We start from the raw sequence: 16039 nt of genomic DNA, 5'->3' as shown, positions 1-16039 counted from the left end.
GCATTATCCATTCGGTGTGCCTTGCAGGTCAGCGAGGACTTGCTCCGCGATTCTCAAATCCACGAACGTGTCGATATCAATGCCTTCGGCTTCGTCCATCACGAAAAGGCCGACTTTCCCGCCAATGCGGTTTCGCTCACGCTCGTAAATCTCGGTTCGTGTGAGGTACAGCGAACCGGTCTCCTTATAGAAATAGTCCTGGGGCTGAAGGTCTTGGCGCAGTGGGCGCGCCGCCGGGTTGTACTCGGCAGTCGCGCTCAATCCCGCCGAAGCGGGCGGATGCCAGAAGAACGGAGTCTGCGGCACCACACCGACCAGACTATCAATGTCTGCACTAATGAATTGTTCCACAGCTCGGTCAATTGTGCGCTCAAAGCGCACGGGAGAGGTTGCCTGCAACAGCATCACTGCGTCTGGGCGCAAACCGGTAGTCGTGCGGTACTCGATGGCGTGCTGAATGACGGGCTCGGTCTGCGTCGCATCCTGCGCGAGTTCCGCGGGGCGCAGGAACGGCACATCTGCCCCGGCCTCGCGCGCGATCGCGGCAAGCTGTTCGTCGTCGGTCGAGACCAGGACATCGAGGTCGTAGTCTGCCGCGAGCGCCTGCTCGATCGTCCACACGACGAGGGGCTTCCCCGCGACCAGTCGCTCGTTCTTCCGCGGCACGCCTTTCGACCCGCCACGGACGGGGATGACACAGAGGATGCGCGGGGTCATTTCACTCCCATTTCTTGCAGGCGATTGGCGATCTGCTGGCTCGGTGAGACTTCCGGCTGCACGGGCGGCGGTGTCGGGTCATTCCCCCACTGTGAGAGGCCATAGCGGTGCCAGAACTCCTCGACCCACTCGGGCGGGTTCGCGCAGGTGACCCAGGCAGGCATTCCGGCGGCTGCAGCTTCGAGAATTCCCGTCGAAAAAATAGCAACAATCGGTCGGCCCGAGACGAGAGGTTTGCCGGTATCTTCCACGTCGATGCCTTGCCGCCGCCAGCGTTGGTGCTGCCAACGGGAGAGGCGATCCACCTCAGCCGGATGCGGGCGGTAGGTTGCTCCTGTTTCGCGACAGAACGTGGCTGCAGTCCGAGCGGAGACGCGCCTCGGTAGCTCGGCGCCGTGAAGCTGGCCAAGAAACACGGGGCGCGCATCCGCCACCACCTCGGTCGGAGTCGGTGCGGACGCGGCGTTCCAGAGCATCTGGCTACCGACCGACTCGACGTGGATGTCGGTCCGGCCGGAGCGCCAAAATTCGCCGTCGGCCTCGCTGAATGCGAACAGCCACGCCTCACGCGGAAGCGGTGGCGCGAAGGGTGTGAGGAGTCCGTGCTGCACGACGCAGTATGGCGCGCCGAGCGTGGTTGCCCAGCGCTGGGCCACGGCGCCGGCCGCTAGGAAATGCCCCGCCGAGACAACGACTCGCACCTCTGCGAGGGCATCGGGCGCCCCAGCGGTTTCTTCAACGGCCTGCATGGTCCATTCCTCACCGTCCGTCGCACGGTCAGTGACTGGCAGGTGCTGTCGCTGCAATATCTCGATCGCGACAGACCTTGGCACGAGAATGGCGTACGAGCTGGCGGGGAGATGGGACGCCGGCTCAAGCACTGCCGCGAGCGCGCTCGGCGTCGTCGCGTCAAGGGCGAACAGGGCGGTCGGTTTATCGCTCTCGCGCAGCAGCACGAGGTCGGCCGGTGCCGGCTTGCGAAACGCAGCCCGCAGCGCTCGCAACCGGTTCTGGCTGCGCTGCCAGCGACGCCAAGCGTCGAGGTCTTCGGGATGGTTCAGCCCCATCGTCGCTCGACCTCCTGCATCCGGTGCACGAACGTGTGCTCGATCAGTGTGCGTCGCTGCCCAGCGGCGCGGATGCCCTCGGCCCACTTCGCGTCGCGCTGCGCCCGCTGGACAAGTTCAACGAGTTCCTCATCGCTCGTGTAGACGAGGGATTCGGCCCCCGGCTCGTAGTAGTCCGCGACCGACGGGCGATCGATCAACTGCAACCCGCCGACACCCGGGGCTTCGAAGGTGCGCATCGAGAGACCGTCGTGGCCGTCGCCATGCACGTTCAGTGTCGCAAGCGATCCGGCCATGACGCCGTAGTACTCCGCCCTTGGAATGTCACGGTAAGCGGTGCCACCACCCGGCTTGAACTGGCCGGTCCGCAACACGTCCCACGGATGCCTCGACCATTCGCGGCCATATGTGTCGACGCGGACACCGTTCGCTTCGAGCAAGCGGACGATCCGTTCTCGCTCGGGATACCTCGCGCCGACGAAGTTGACGGCGTGCGAATGCTTCGGCACGAATTTCGTGAGCGCGTCATACGCGTCTGGGAGGAGCTCGGCGTCGATTCCGGCAGCTCGCATCCGGCTCACGTCATTCGGGCTATAGCTCGATACCGCACCAATCGCGCGCAAGCGCTCGACGGAATAGTCCATCCGCTCGAGCTCGTCATAGAGCCACAGCACGACGGGAATCTTGCGCTCAGCCACCGCATCCCACCACGACGGCTCGAGGTCGTCACCTTTAATCACGAGCACGGCCTGGGGATTCGTCTCGCGGAGCAGGCCGATGGTGCGCTCGGTTACGTCAACGCGGTTGCGTTGCCGGGTGCCGAGCCCACGTTGCGCAAGGGCGTTCCGGTACCGCGCGATCGGTGAGGGCGCGTCGTCGTAGCGGTGCGTCACGACGTCATGGCCCAGGCGTTCGAGGGCGGCTTGGATGGCTGCCCAGTACCCGTGGAAGGCAGGGCTCACGAGCAGGACCCGTTTGGCAGTCATCGATGCACCGATTCCATCGCCGTGGTATCCATCTGCGCGGCTTTTCGCTTGCCTTCCTTCGCCGCCGAATTCACGATTTCAATCTCGCGGCGCCACACCTCGCGCGCGCTGCCGCCGCCGGGTCCGCGTAACGCCGCAAAGATCGCGTTGACGACCGTGGCTGCGACGAGACCCGCGTGTAGCCGGCCTGCGCCAGTCCCCCACTTTCGGGCATAGAAGAACCGTGAGCTAAACAGCCACCCAAGTCGGCGGCTCGAATCGGTGGATGCACCACCCGCGTGTTTCACCTGCAGTTCGCCCAGATAGATGGACGGTATGCCCCTATCTCGCAGGCGACGCTGCAGGTCGGTCTCTTCGCAATACATGTGGAAGCGTTCGTCGAAGCCTCCTTCGTCACGGAATAGCTCGGTCGGCAACAACAACACCGCGCCGACCAGCCAGTCCGTGGCTACCGTCGCTCCCGAAACGCAGCGACTATCGTGCCCGACCGCCTCGTGCAGCGAACGTCGGTGGCGCCACCGCGCGAGGGGCCGCAGCCACTCCGTCACATAGTGGTGCGTGCGGGGGAAGTGTCGGCCGGACCACTGCAGTTCGCCGTCGTCACCGACGAGCGCCGGTGCCGACACCGCAGGTTGCCAGGGTGCTGCCGCCGTCAAGAGATCCTGAACGAAGTCCTCCGGGACGTCCAGATCGCTGTTCAAAATCAGCAGCTGCGTTCGCGTTGCGAGCTGCGCCGCAGAGTTTACTGCGGCGCCGAACCCTCCGTTGGTGTCCCGGCGGTGCACGATCGCATCGTCGGACGGCGGGAACGGCACCGGAGAGCAATCGTCCAAAACAATGATCTCGAGTTCTACGCCGTCTCGCTGAGAACGGAGCTGGGACACAAGTCTCTGCGCGTGGGCCGGATCACCGTAGTGCGGGATGACGACCGACACGTCTCCCGCCGAAGGCACGCTCATCTCGTTGCCCCAATTGCGGGAAGAATCCCGTTGAGGAGCCGCGCGATCTCTGCCGCGGCGTCGGCCGCGGCAGCACGGCCCATCCCCACGGGGTCAGCGAAGTCATCAGCTGATGTATACGCAGCATCGTCGTTCGCAAAAAGGCTCAACACCTCAACGCGTCGTGGTCTCCCTGCCAAGAGCCGTTCCGCGCGTCGAATCGTGAGGGTACGGCGAGCCGCCGACGGGTCTTGCTGGATAACCCACTTTCGGTGCCACCGCTCGAACGTCAGGATGAGGTCAGCGGATTCGATCATCTGCCCCGACAGTTGCCGAGCACCCGGCTTCGCGCTGGCGTCGATGCCATACGCCGCGAGGGCGGCAGCCATGTCCGTGTCCACATGGTGCCCGACGAGCGCTTGCACTCCCGCGCTCTCAAATGACCATTCACCCGAAAGGTCATTTCGCGCCTTCGAAAGTAGCTCCGCCGCAGCGGAGCGCACAATGTTCGCGTGACACACGAATAGAACGCGGCGAGGCACTTCCGTGCTCACTTACCCCGACGGCCGCTGCGCGTCTCGGCGGCCTGCTTCGGCCGGCTCGCGGTCTCACTCGTGCGCGTCCTCTTTACTTCTGGCTCGCCAACGGATGCTTGTTCCGCGTTCATGTAGTAACCGCGGTTTTTCTTGCTGTAGTAGTAGCCGCCATCTCCGTCGGTCTTGGTGACGCCGTTGAGCACGACCCCGAGCAGACGAGCCTGCGCGCGGTTCAGCAGCAGACGGGCTTGGCGCAGCTCTGGTTTCGCCGTGCTGCCTGCCTTCACCACGAATACGACGCCGTCGACGATGCCACTCACGATTGCAGCGTCCGTAACGGGGAGGACGGGTGGCGCATCAACAATCACGAACACCTCTTTGCTGAGTGAATCAACCAGGTCTCGCATGCTCGCGGACCCAATGATCTCCGACGGATTCGGTGGAATAGGGCCCGCCGGCAAAACGAATAGGTTGTCTTGTTTTGTCGCACGAAGTGCATCGTTCAAGGCGACCTGACCGCTCAGTACGCTGCTCAACCCGACCGACCCATCGATACCAAGCGATCGGGCAACGGCTGGTCGACGCAGATCGGCGTCGATGATGAGTGTCCGAACGCCTGACTCGGCCATCATTCGCGCGAGAGACACTGCAACTGTGGTTTTCCCCTCGCCCTGGTTCGAGCTGGTGACAACGACGCTACGTAATTCTTCGTCGACACTTGAGAAACGCAGACTTGTGCGAAGGTGCCGGAACGACTCGGCGCCGAGGGTGTCGAGTTTCGGGAGACCCTTCGAGTTCTTGGCCTTCGCCATCTTCGGGATTCGCGCAAGCAGCCCGGCCCCATCCATGGCCTCCGTAACGTCCTCCGCGCTACGCACCTTGATGTCAAGCAGCTGTCGCAGCATCATCAGGGCCAGACCGAGCACGAGTCCGGCGCCAAGACCGATTAGGATGTTCTGCCCCCAGTTGGGTGACGAAGGGGTGCTGGGCGCGACGGCGTTTTCGAATGGGGTCACGCTGAGGACACTCGAGGTTCCGCTCGCAGATCCCTTTTCAATCTCATCAATGACTTCACCAAGTGCTACCAGAGCACCGTTGGCGAGCGCTTCTGCTCCCTGCGGAGAATCGGAATTCGCGGTCACAGATATCAGCGCGCTCGTTCCAACCAGGCTCGCGCTGATGCTTCCCCGTACATCTTCCGCAGGGACATTGAGGTCGGGATTCGACGCGATTTTCTCTGCCACAGCATTACTTGTGATTAGCGTGAGGTAGGCCTCGATGCGTTCAGGTTCGTCCTGCGCGACGATGCCTGTTTCGCTGGAGGTCTCAATGAACCCTGACGATGTCGCTGTGTACACGGGTGTTTGCAGCGCCGAGTATCCGACCCCGGCGATGCCCCCGAGAAGCACAATGGTCAACAGAAATTTCCAGTGCCTGCGCAATAGCAGAACGAAATCGGCGACTGTCAATTCGGCCACTCCCTCGATGCATGGGGCCGGACGCGACCACTTAGATAGACCAACTTCGAGTATAACCAGCGACTACCGCTCTGCTGAACTGTCGCAACGCTTCGATGTGCTGCAACAATGGATAGGTGAGTGGAACTACAGCTTTGCACACCTCCGAGACCAGGCCGGTTTCAGGCTCGCTGATTTTCCCCCGCGGGCATTCTGCGCGGATCATCGACGCCGTCCTGATGGGGTGCATCGTCGTGCGCGTTGAGGTGCCGTTCATCCCTGCGGGAGTGCCTTTCGCGCAGGTGGCGCTAATTGTTCTGCTGTTCATCGCAACGTTCCGCCGACCAATCAGGTCGTTTGAGCGAGCACGGTGGTTTCCAGGCATTGTGGTGGTGCTGATTGCTTACCTCACAATCGTGTCTCTCGTGAATGATGTCGATTTCATCCGACGCCTCGGCAACATAGCCGTTCTGTTTACGGTCGCAGGTTTCTTGGCCAGCGGTCGCATCGACATCGCGTCGGCCATCAAGGGCATCTGCGTGGCCCTGGTGATAAATTTGGCCCTCTTTTATACCGGGATCGCGCCTGATACATATGGCGGAGTCCTAACCGGGTACCTCGCCGACAAGAATGCCGCTGGACTCATTTACGGTATGGCTGGGCTCCTATGTGCGCTCACGACCAAACGGATATGGATCCGTGTGCTGATTCTCGGCGCGGGGGCGGGAGCCTTGGTCTTGACTGACTCGAGAACCTCGATGGCCGCATATGCCATGGCCATCGTTTGGATTTCGTTTTCCCGCTGGTCAGGAGTGATCTACAAACTTCTGATCGGCGGTGGCCTCACGGCCGCCTTCTTCTGGGCGGATGCGAACCTATCGGATGTTGGTCAGTACGAGGAGTCTCGCGCTGGTTCGGATGCACTGCGAGACCGAATCGACGCAGCGTCAGCCGCGAAGGTCGCCGAGACACCATGGTATGGCGGCGGTCTTGGTCAGGCAGTTGTCGAGGTCGAAGATCGTGACTGGTTCTTTCATAATTCCTATGAGGCACTTCTCGCTGAGGGAGGGATCGTCGCCTTGGCCGCTGTGGTTGGGCTCTATGTGGTTGTCGGTTTCGGCCTTGCGAACCGGAACCCACCGTCTTTCGCCACTGCAGTCGTCGGTGGCGCGACTCTGTTCCTCTTATTGGCCGCGACCAGACTCGGTGAAGTCTTCTTTGCCCCGATTGGACTCATCCTGTTAGGCATCGGACTCGCGCTCATCATTGAGCAAGATCTGTTTCGGCCGAATCAACGCCTCCATCCGACCGCGATAGTTCCTATGTGACGACTAGGGCACAAGTTCCTCGAGAAGTCTCGCGACACGTATTCGTCCGGCATCAGGCGAGTAATACGATTCCCACCTTTGGCGCAACGACGTCGCTGCGGAGTCCCTCACAGGCTGGTCCTCCGCCAACCGCTCTATTGCATCCGCAAGTGCCCCCGGCCGACCCTTCGGAACGACGGTTCCGTGGCCCCCGACCACTTCGGGAAGTGCGCCAGCGTCGCTCACGACGAGGGGAACCTTCGCAGCCATCGCCTCGGCGGCGACTAGTCCAAATGACTCTGCCGCGAGAGAAGGTACTGCGAGCACGTCAACACCGCTAAAGAACTCGTCACGGCTGACCCAACCGAGCCTATCGACCACGTGATCGGCCTTTTGCAGGGCTCGTTCGACCGAGTCGACCGCACGATTGTCTACAAACTTCGGTGTGCCCCCGAGCGCTAATAGGTATCGCCCCGGGTGACGGACATCGAGCTCCAGCATCGCCTTAACAAGCACTTCAACACCCTTGTCGGTCGAGGGCCGTCCGAGGAAGCCGACGATAACGGGGGTGGACATCTGACGAGGCTGCACGGTCACGTCGTCGCACCAGTTTTCGAGCACCGTGGCGCCCGGGAGCGCTTCAAGCATGTTCTTTGATGACACAAGTACGCGTCGCGCACGGAATCGTGCCAGCTTGGCGAGTAGGTTCTGAGCTGTCCCGGCAGGCCGTTGATGAAAATGCACGATTCGGTCGGCATGTCCAATCGTTGCGACTGCCGGAACCAGACCATTGCACCAGAGCAATCCACGACGCTCGCGAGCGTCCCACGATCGCAACTGACGCATCCACTCAAATCGCGATTCTGCGGGTAGAGTAACAACATCGAAGCCGCGTCGACCAGCTTCGTCCCCGAGTTCCTGAACTTCACCGTTCCCGCCAGGGGCAACAACGGAAACCGGAACGTCGAGGTCTCGCAGAGATTCGGCGATGTTCAAGAGCATGACCTCGCCGCCGCCGATGCTGCCGTTGTTAGCTGCGATAGTAATCTTGGAGCTAATTGACATTTCAGTTTGTCCTTTTCGCAAGACCCTGCGCGTCAAGATCCCGCAAGAATGCTCGCACGTCGCTGCCGAGTGCCAAAGGAGATTGTGCGAACGCTTTTGCTACCTCCGCGATGATGTCTTCTTCAGTCCGAGGAGTCGCTCCGAGCGTTCGCCAGATCACTGCTGCGGAGCCCTCTAGCATTCGTGGCGCACCTGCTGGCGTAATGGCAAGAGGCAGGAGTGCGACATAGGTTTCACGATCCACGAACGCGACGTGATCCGCTCTGGACCAACGTGTGCCGTAATCCACCCTGTTGTCCACTGCAATAGGATAGCCGAGAGTCAAACGGTCACTTCTCTTTGCGTAGCGTACGAATCGCGGCCGGGGCCGTGCGAATCCCCCGCTTTAGTCGGCGCCACCAGCGATAAAACGTACCGCGAGCACCGTCCCCGCCGGCCGGGTCTATAGCCCGAAGATCGGCGGCGGATGGGAACACGGCACGCCAAACAAGACTTGGACGTTCACGGATCGAAGCGTCTGCAAACGCGTTCAACCATCCCGAAACTGGATGTGCGGATGCACCGTGCAACCGCCAGGCGCGAAGCGCGTCGTCTGGCTCGGTCTCCGGGATCTCGAATCCCACTGCTTCTAGGAATGGCCGGGCCGTCTGTTCCGAGCCAGTGTCGGCCGCCGCCGCACGGATATCCGCCGACAAGCCATCGTCCGCCACCACTCGCTTAATCAGGTCATCGTAGGCGGGGATCGTTCGGCCTCTGTTCCACTTCTGGGGTGCTTCACGCAGCAAATGGAGTGCGAGGATGAGTGCGGTATCAGCACGCCCGGTCGTCTGAACCGGAGTCCCCGCGAGAGTCATCTCCCGTCGTCGTTCCCAAAGCCTGTCGAACACATTGGATGCCGGAGCGAGAAATCCCGGCCAATTGAAGTGCACATCGATGTCGATCCCCCACTGAGGGTGAAGCAGCGCCCGCGAATGTGGCGGGAGGAGGGTCGGGAATTGAGGCCATGGTCGAGGCGACCATCCATGTTCGGCGAGCGCAGAGATAAGTCTGTCAACGTCACTCGGCAGGACCAATACGTCAACATCAGTCGAGGTTTTTCTAGCGCGAAGTCCCGACTCGTGCGCCAGGGGACCCTTAAGAATCAAGAGCCGAATGTGAGCATTTTCGGCGACCCATTGCGCGAGTGCCGTCGCCAACGGAACCGATTCCTCATTGGTGATACTAAGCGCTTTGGACTCCGGACCGGACATGAGTCGTTCAACGAGTTGGTGTGGCTGTCGGTGGGCGGACACCGTGAAGGTTTTCATAGATGTCACTAATGAACGCAGGGATCGCGATGTTGCCAATTTCTGGACCGCCTGCGAGAAGTCCGTCCATCCCCAACAGCACGGCAGCCGGTGTCGGCCAGTCCGAAATTGAACCACTGACATACCCATGTGGGTCATGCAATGTCTGCGGCGCAACGACATCCGTGAGCGTAGAATGTTCTGGCAGCGCTCGTATTAGTAGACGTATGTCGACTTCCGGAAGAAGTGCCCGGTAATCTTTTACGCTTCGGATGATGGACAAACACGCTCCACATCCTTCCGAGACCGCCAGGAGAAGCACCGGTTTTTCAGCTGCAAGGCTGCGTAAGTTAATCACTGTCCCATCGGCTTTAGTCAGTGGGACTGCCGGAGTGCGTGTTCGGACATACTCTAATTCCGGTTCTTGAGCATCCATCAACGAACTCCCTGACGATGTTGAAGACAAACCCATAACGACATCGTCGGCGGGCTCTACTTCTTCGGGGCGGACGATTAGGTATGTGCTGATCGCAACGACCATGAGAGGGATCAGCCAGCCGCCCTGACCTGATGAGACGATGGCGACGAGTGGGCCGCCGAGCACGGGGGTCGCCCCAATCGCAAAAACACTAACAATGGACAGCCCGGACAGCCATATATTCCGGATGAGCGTGCGTCTGGTTACAACAGCAGGTTCCCCGAAACACGAACAGGCTGTAGGGCCGCTTGATCGTAGTACACGGATGATTAGCAGCGTATAGAATCCCATAAGCGCCACTGCTGCCATTGCGGCGATTGCGCCAGGGACTCCCCCGAGCAGAGTGAGGCCTAACGCGATTGCGATCTCAGCCCACGGATGTAGCCGGAGTAGCCAGGCACGGCGCAGTCTGTCCGGTACGCCCAGGTCGCGCCAGGTTTGCAATTGATCTGGGCACCGAAGTTTCCCAACGCCACTCCAAATGAAAGCAACCGCAAGAATCAGCGGAAACGTCAATAGAATCGTGGCCATAACCTGGTGCTCCCAGTGCGGTTGAGATGCTGCAGTGAGTAAAGAAAAATCGAAACCACTGACTAAATCCTCAGGCCGGGTTCAGCAGGGTGTCCCTACCGCGCCCGGCCTGAGGAGGCGTCATGTCGCAGATAACGCGGTTCCTACTTACGACCCAACGTTAGTGCGGAGCAGGACCAGTTGGCTGCGGCGGCGTCGAGTTGCAGTTCACTCCACTTGCAGGAGCGGAAATGGTGCTGGATCCCGAATAGGTGACGCCGTCCTTTACGTAGCTCCAATCGTAATAAACGGTGGAAACTCCGTTTGCATTGTCACTGGCACCGGTGCCGTCGATATAGAAATCGTGCGTGCCCGCAGGAATGTCACGCTCAGCTTCCAACGATCCATTGACACTAAAGCGGGCGTTGAGGGTCTGAGTATTATCGCCAGGGACGACCCAAGTGCCGAGTGTTACTGTGACGGGCACACCGACGGTGTTGTTGAAACGAAACACGCCGTGATATTGCTTCGCGTTCGAGTGCTGACAGAAAGTCCCAGGTACAGCTGACGGATCCACCGGGCTATCGGGCGAAGCTGCGAACGCCGGCGAAGCTGATGCTACCGCGATTACGGGAACGGCCCATGCTGCACCCTTCATCAAGGTACGGCGACTGACGCCCTTGGACTCAGGCGTGTTAAAGTCATCGTTGGTCGTCATGTGGTCTCCCAGCCTCTTTTCACAAGATCGTCGGGTATTTGTGAGCGCGCCTCATGACGCGTGCAGACAAAAGACTATCGGAGTGGACAACCGGAAGTCCAGTTCGGTGCATCAAAACGAACGGATGGATGCGACTAAGCTGTCGAAAAGCGGGAATTGTGTTCGCCGTACTCCCCAACCCTGCTGTTCCAAGCGGAAACTTCGGAGGATTCGACGTGAAGTTTAGAGTTTGCGTGCTCGGGCAGCCCTTCATCGTCAGCCTCGATAATTCACTCGACGCAGGGCTGCAAGCAACCATCGTCGATCAATGGCGTCATCTGCAATCCCCCGCTTCCGACGCGGCAGTTGAAACGTTTCACCTCACTATTGCCCAACTCTCGAATACAGACGCACCCGGCTCAACACTTATCGTCGCGCGTGACGCAGAACATGCTCCAGATCTACTCGCCTCACGACTGACGCTTGCTGGCATCCGTGAACTTGTCGGGGCAGCCTTCATGTTCCACGCATCCGGACTTGCGACGACTGATGGGCGCGTCGTCGCCCTTGTCGGCCCATCCGGCCGAGGAAAGACAACTGCCGCTCTGGCATTGGGGCAGTCCATGGGTTACGTCACCGACGAGACCGTGTCTTTCCGAACCGACCTAAGCGTCATTCCGTTCGCGAAGCCGCTCTCGATCGGTCGGCGTCCGGGTATTAAGAAGCTATCGTCACCAATGGACTTGGGAATGCGAGTCGCGACGGAGCCGCTGCGATTAGCTTCGCTCGTCCTCCTCGACCGGCGAATCGAACCAATTGAACCCCGCGTCGACACTGTTGATTTGCTCGAAGCTCTCGGTGAGCTCGCGGAACAAACGAGTTCCCTCGCTCAGCTCCCTCACCCGCTTCTCGCCCTCACAGACGTCGTTGCTGCCACCGGCGGGGTAAAGCGCTTCGTGTACAGCGATGCGGATGATCTGATGGGCCTCGTCACAGTGCTGCTGGAGGCGCCGCCCGTTCGACACCCTGTGATCACTGAGGTCGCCATGGAATCTCACGCGCCGACGCAAGTTGGAAACTTTGGTCGCAGGCCGTTCATCGATGCCTTGCTTATAGACGAACGACTCGTGATCCTTACCGAGGGTAAGCTACACGTTCTCGACGGGATCGGGCCAAACCTCTGGATGGAGGCGAATGACACGAGCCTGGTCGAGATTACCGAACGTCTACTTGAGAGTCTAGGAGTGCCCCCGCCGGGCGTGAATCTGGTGGAGACAGTTGCGGCAGCGGTCGATGCACTACTCGAAGCAAACCTACTGGTTCGTAAGGACGAGTGACCCGCGTGGCGACCCACTCAGAACAAGCGTCGCAGGAAGAAGCCTCCGCCCCGCCCGAACCAGGTGGCTCGTCCACGCCGCGTCGACCATCATTCATCCGTCGATTGTTTCGCAACCCCTTGACGCCCTTATTAACCGCGCTCATCCTCGTCTCGCTCATCCAGGGCTTCGTCGTCAAGCTCAACGAGGTGCACTCGACCTCGATGCTCGACACGCTGCATCCGACCGAGCGCATCCTGGTGAACCGTCTCAGCTACCTGTTCGCGTCGCCGCAACCAGGTGACGTCGTGACCTACACGGTGCCCGAAGACTGGAACGAACCGAAACCGTTTGAGATCGATTCGCCGTTCGAGTACGCCGTGCGACTATTCGGCGAAGTGACGGGCATCGGGCCGCCGCTCTCGGTGACGAACCTGAAGCGCATCGTCGCGACGCCCGGACAGGTTGTGCAGATCGCACAGGACGGTTCCCTCCTCGTCGACGGAGAGCGAGCCCCTAACTCATCCACCGGAATCAATTTTGAACCCGGTACCGCGCCAGCAAACTGCTCGAGCGATAAGGCCGAGCCCTGCTTCGAGTTCGTCGTGCCCGAGGGCGAGTACGTCGTCGCTGGCGACAACCGGCCTAACTCGAGTGATTCGCTGAGTCACTGCTGGGGTGAGGCTGTCGATGGATGCGTGAGGACGGTTCCTGAGGATGCGATCATCGGGAACGTGTTCGCGGTGGCGTTTCCGAATACTCGAGTTGTGAACTGATACACGCGCCCAATGCGTGGGAACGACAATTGGGCCAGGCAGTTAATCTGCCCGGCCCAATCGCAACAAGCTTAGGTGCCTGCTCCCTGAGTCGTTAGCTGTTCGCGCGGACCTTGCGGAAGATCAGCAGCAGTGCGCCGGCCAGGGTTCCCGCCAGCCCGACCAACAGCATCGGCAAGAGGTTGTCCGCACCGGTCGAGGCAAGTCCGCCACCATCATCCTTGCCGTCAGCCGAAGGCTTCATCACTGGCTTGGCGGTGTCCGTCGGCTCGGAGCTGGACGTAGGAACGACGGTCTCAGTCGGCTCCGCGGTTGCCGTCGGTTCCTCCGTAGTTGGCGGAGTCGTCGGTTCTGTCGAAGTGGGCGGCGTCGTGGTCGTAGGTTCGGTGGTAGTCGTAGGTTCCGTGGTGGTCGGCGGTGTCGTCGTTGGCGGCACGACTGTTGCTTCCGTAACCTCGATTTCAACTGTCTTCGTCGCGGTCTGACCATCGACAGTGGTCAAAGTAACACTGGCCGTATACGTCCCCGGCTCGGCATAGCGCACAACAGCTGCGTCGCCGAGTTCGCCGGTAATGGTGGGCTCACCATCTAGGAAATCCCATTGCCATTCAGCAACATTGAGCGGCAAACAAGCGGCGCCGGACAGGGTCTGGAGAGTAAGGTCTGCACCTGCGGGCGTCGAGTAGGCCGGTTCGTCGAACTCAACCCACGGGCGCGACACAACCTCGTCGACTACCGAGCTAATGACTTCCTCGATCGTGGCGTCGGACCCATCGACGGTCGTGATCGACCCACCGGCTCCCGCGACGAGGTCAGCATAGTCCGCCTCGATCCATGAGTCCGCCAAGATCGGGAAGAGCTGGACGTTCGCGGCCTGCATTGACGATACCAGGCCACTGGTAGTAAGCGACGGATCCCCCACGTCCGGGTCATGGTAGCCAGCGTCAGTCATCAGGATGATCGCGCGTGCAGATCCGGGTGTCCAGCTGAGCTCATTGAGCGAGTGGTTGAGACCGTAGAGCACGGCCTCCGGGGTGTCGCCACCGTATCCGAGGCTCAGGGATTCCGCTGCCGTCTGAAAAGCAGCGGGGTCATCCGTGAAGTCGGTGAGCGTCTGTGCGATGTAGGGATCGCCTTCATCGAGGTAATCAACAAGGGCGACGTTCCCGCCGGCCGTGGTGATCGTGCCTGAAGCGTCGATTGCGATGTTCTTCATCGCGTTGATATAGCCACCCATAGAACCTGTCGCATCCACGAGAAACACCACGTCGAGTGCCGTGGAGATGCAGGTGTCGTCGTCTGCCAACTGAATTGCAGGGGCCGGTGTCGCATTCGCGGCAGCCGCCGTACCGATGAGCGTTGTTGAGGCAAGCGCGCCGAGGCCGAGGACCGAGAGAGCCCTACGCCTCAGTCGAGAAAATCGAGTCATCTTCGAGAGATCCTTCTACTAGTTTCGGGTCGGACGAAGCGAGGAACCTGTTGTCCCCCTGTTACCCAATTGCCAGGCTATATGCAGGTTTGACTCGATATGGATAATTTATGAACTCATGCCCGGTAATCAAATAACCGGCTAGGCGTTGCGACGACGAATCTGGGACGAGCGGGGCGCTTCGATCCTTTCGATACGCGGCTTCGCCGCTACTCACGGATCTAGACATGAAGAAGGGCCCGCTGCGACCAAAGTCCCGACGGGCCCTAAATCTTCAAGAACTACTTGACGATCTTGGTGACGGTACCAGCACCAACGGTGCGGCCACCCTCACGGATAGCGAAGCCGAGGCCCTCTTCCATAGCGATCGGCTGGATGAGCTCGACCGACATGTCAACGGTGTCACCAGGCATAACCATTTCCTTGCCCTCAGGCAGGGTGATAACGCCGGTCACGTCCGTGGTACGGAAGTAGAACTGCGGGCGGTAGTTCGTGTAGAACGGGTTGTGGCGGCCACCCTCTTCCTTCGAGAGGATGTACGCGGTGCCCTCGAAGTTGGTGTGCGGGGTGGTGGTACCCGGCGCAACAACAACCTGGCCACGCTCAACGTCTTCACGCTTGAGACCACGGAGGAGGAGACCACAGTTCTCGCCGGCCCATGCCTCGTCGAGCTGCTTGTGGAACATCTCAATACCGGTAACGGTCGTCTTCTGGGTCGGGCGGATACCGACGATCTCGACGTCCGAGTTGATCGCGAGGGTACCGCGCTCGGCGCGACCCGTCACAACGGTGCCACGACCGGTGATGGTGAAGACGTCCTCAATCGGCATGAGGAACGGCTGGTCACGGTCACGAACCGGGTCGGGGATGTTGTCGTCAACAGCCTGCATGAGCTCGAGAATGGAGTTAACCCACTTCTCTTCGCCCTCGAGAGCCTTGAGTGCCGAGACGCGGATGATCGGTGCATCCTCGTCGAAGCCCTGCGAAGCGAGGAGCTCCTGGACCTCGAGCTCAACGAGCTCAAGGATCTCTTCGTCGTCAACCATGTCCGACTTGTTGAGCGCTGCAAGGAGGTAAGGAACACCAACCTGCTTCGCGAGCAGAACGTGCTCACGGGTCTGCGCCATCGGGCCGTCGGTAGCAGCAACCACGAGGATCGCGCCGTCCATCTGAGCAGCACCGGTGATCATGTTCTTCACGTAGTCGGCGTGACCAGGAGCGTCAACGTGTGCGTAGTGACGCTTCGGGGTCTCGTACTCGATGTGCGAGATGTTGATCGTGATACCACGCTGGCGCTCTTCCGGAGCCGAGTCGATGGTCGCGAAGTCACGCTGGACGTTGGTGTCCGAAGGGTACTTGTCAGCAAGTACCTTCGAGATCGCTGCGGACAGCGTCGTCTTACCGTGGTCAACGTGACCGATCGTTCCGATGTTTACGTGCGGCTTGGTCCGCTCGAACTTGGCCTTGGCCACTA

General features: G+C 60.5%; 16 protein-coding genes and 1 pseudogene. 3 read left to right on the top strand and 14 right to left on the bottom strand.

Annotated elements, in window-relative coordinates; translation table 11 throughout:
- Positions 1–3: 3 nt before the first annotated feature.
- The 6 genes from GMOLON4_RS14815 to GMOLON4_RS14790 are packed head-to-tail and all read right to left on the bottom strand — an operon-like array spanning position 4 to position 5653.
- Positions 4–717, bottom strand: coding sequence for an acylneuraminate cytidylyltransferase family protein (locus tag GMOLON4_RS14815; protein WP_026937625.1), 714 nt, complete (start codon positions 715–717; stop codon positions 4–6).
- Complete coding sequence (locus tag GMOLON4_RS14810; protein WP_026937626.1) at positions 714–1784, bottom strand: serine/threonine-protein kinase; 1071 nt, start codon at positions 1782–1784, stop codon at positions 714–716. Before GMOLON4_RS14810 ends, GMOLON4_RS14815 begins: the two co-directional genes overlap by 4 nt.
- Positions 1775–2770: a CgeB family protein gene (locus tag GMOLON4_RS14805; protein ID WP_026937627.1), complete on the bottom strand. Its 996-nt coding sequence runs from the start codon at positions 2768–2770 to the stop codon at positions 1775–1777. The genes GMOLON4_RS14810 and GMOLON4_RS14805 overlap by 10 nt, the downstream gene beginning before the upstream one ends.
- A complete protein-coding gene (locus tag GMOLON4_RS14800; RefSeq protein ID WP_051267242.1) occupies positions 2767–3723 on the bottom strand; it encodes a glycosyltransferase family 2 protein in 957 nt (318 codons plus the stop codon). Before GMOLON4_RS14800 ends, GMOLON4_RS14805 begins: the two co-directional genes overlap by 4 nt.
- A gap of 2 nt (positions 3724–3725) precedes the next feature.
- Complete coding sequence (locus GMOLON4_RS14795) at positions 3726–4211, bottom strand: arsenate reductase/protein-tyrosine-phosphatase family protein (RefSeq protein WP_245575533.1); 486 nt, start codon at positions 4209–4211, stop codon at positions 3726–3728.
- Between the two features lie 47 nt (positions 4212–4258).
- The gene (locus tag GMOLON4_RS14790) at positions 4259–5653 is read right to left on the bottom strand and encodes a polysaccharide biosynthesis tyrosine autokinase (protein ID WP_245575535.1); all 1395 of its coding nucleotides are present in this window, start codon (positions 5651–5653) and stop codon (positions 4259–4261) included.
- A gap of 185 nt (positions 5654–5838) precedes the next feature.
- On the opposite strand from GMOLON4_RS14790, the gene GMOLON4_RS14785 reads away from it, so the two are divergent.
- The gene (locus GMOLON4_RS14785; protein ID WP_146137522.1) at positions 5839–7029 is read left to right on the top strand and encodes an O-antigen ligase family protein; all 1191 of its coding nucleotides are present in this window, start codon (positions 5839–5841) and stop codon (positions 7027–7029) included.
- Positions 7030–7032: 3 nt separating this feature from the next.
- Here GMOLON4_RS14785 and GMOLON4_RS14780 read toward each other — a convergent pair whose 3' ends face one another.
- The 6 genes and pseudogenes from GMOLON4_RS14780 to GMOLON4_RS14770 all read right to left on the bottom strand — a co-directional run bounded on the left by GMOLON4_RS14780 (position 7033) and on the right by GMOLON4_RS14770 (position 11065).
- Positions 7033–8073: a glycosyltransferase family 4 protein gene (locus GMOLON4_RS14780; protein ID WP_026937628.1), complete on the bottom strand. Its 1041-nt coding sequence runs from the start codon at positions 8071–8073 to the stop codon at positions 7033–7035.
- 1 nt (position 8074) lies between these two features.
- Positions 8075–8254 (bottom strand): PqqD family protein, encoded by a 180-nt coding sequence (locus tag GMOLON4_RS16470; protein WP_084147642.1) that lies wholly within the window; start codon positions 8252–8254, stop codon positions 8075–8077.
- A 148-nt stretch (positions 8255–8402) separates the two neighbouring features.
- Entirely contained in the window at positions 8403–9323 is a 921-nt protein-coding gene (locus tag GMOLON4_RS16465) for a nucleotidyltransferase family protein (protein ID WP_026937629.1), read from the bottom strand.
- A gap of 7 nt (positions 9324–9330) precedes the next feature.
- Positions 9331–9963, bottom strand: a complete 633-nt coding sequence (locus tag GMOLON4_RS14775; protein WP_245575532.1) for a hypothetical protein — start codon at positions 9961–9963, stop codon at positions 9331–9333.
- 78 nt (positions 9964–10041) lie between these two features.
- A pseudogene (locus tag GMOLON4_RS16460) lies at positions 10042–10368 on the bottom strand (MauE/DoxX family redox-associated membrane protein); the annotation flags it as partial.
- A gap of 160 nt (positions 10369–10528) precedes the next feature.
- Complete coding sequence (locus GMOLON4_RS14770; protein WP_146137525.1) at positions 10529–11065, bottom strand: hypothetical protein; 537 nt, start codon at positions 11063–11065, stop codon at positions 10529–10531.
- Positions 11066–11280: 215 nt separating this feature from the next.
- Here GMOLON4_RS14770 and GMOLON4_RS14765 point away from each other — a divergent pair, with 215 nt between their 5' ends.
- Together GMOLON4_RS14765 and lepB are read left to right on the top strand one after the other, a co-directional pair.
- Entirely contained in the window at positions 11281–12381 is a 1101-nt protein-coding gene (locus GMOLON4_RS14765) for a hypothetical protein (protein ID WP_146137526.1), read from the top strand.
- A gap of 5 nt (positions 12382–12386) precedes the next feature.
- Entirely contained in the window at positions 12387–13136 is a 750-nt protein-coding gene (lepB, locus tag GMOLON4_RS14760) for a signal peptidase I (RefSeq protein ID WP_169516539.1), read from the top strand.
- 94 nt (positions 13137–13230) lie between these two features.
- Here lepB and GMOLON4_RS14755 read toward each other — a convergent pair whose 3' ends face one another.
- Complete coding sequence (locus tag GMOLON4_RS14755; RefSeq protein WP_026937630.1) at positions 13231–14565, bottom strand: VWA domain-containing protein; 1335 nt, start codon at positions 14563–14565, stop codon at positions 13231–13233.
- Positions 14566–14846: 281 nt separating this feature from the next.
- Entirely contained in the window at positions 14847–16037 is a 1191-nt protein-coding gene (gene tuf, locus GMOLON4_RS14750) for an elongation factor Tu (protein WP_026937631.1), read from the bottom strand.
- Positions 16038–16039 lie beyond the last annotated feature (2 nt).

Source organism: Gulosibacter molinativorax, from assembly GCF_003010915.2.
In the GTDB taxonomy this organism is placed as follows: Bacteria; Actinomycetota; Actinomycetes; order Actinomycetales; family Microbacteriaceae; genus Gulosibacter; species Gulosibacter molinativorax.
Note: the sequence above shows the minus strand (reverse complement) of the source record. Positions and strands in the feature narration are given on the sequence as shown.

Coding starts and splice junctions, on each gene's coding strand:
- GMOLON4_RS14815 (WP_026937625.1), bottom strand. CDS start 717: ATGACCCCGCGCATCCTCTGTGTCATCCCCGTCCGTGGCGGGTCGAAA.
- GMOLON4_RS14810 (WP_026937626.1), bottom strand. CDS start 1,784: ATGGGGCTGAACCATCCCGAAGACCTCGACGCTTGGCGTCGCTGGCAG.
- GMOLON4_RS14805 (WP_026937627.1), bottom strand. CDS start 2,770: ATGACTGCCAAACGGGTCCTGCTCGTGAGCCCTGCCTTCCACGGGTAC.
- GMOLON4_RS14780 (WP_026937628.1), bottom strand. CDS start 8,073: ATGTCAATTAGCTCCAAGATTACTATCGCAGCTAACAACGGCAGCATC.
- GMOLON4_RS16470 (WP_084147642.1), bottom strand. CDS start 8,254: ATGCTAGAGGGCTCCGCAGCAGTGATCTGGCGAACGCTCGGAGCGACT.
- GMOLON4_RS16465 (WP_026937629.1), bottom strand. CDS start 9,323: ATGTCCGGTCCGGAGTCCAAAGCGCTTAGTATCACCAATGAGGAATCG.
- GMOLON4_RS14770 (WP_146137525.1), bottom strand. CDS start 11,065: ATGACGACCAACGATGACTTTAACACGCCTGAGTCCAAGGGCGTCAGT.
- GMOLON4_RS14755 (WP_026937630.1), bottom strand. CDS start 14,565: ATGACTCGATTTTCTCGACTGAGGCGTAGGGCTCTCTCGGTCCTCGGC.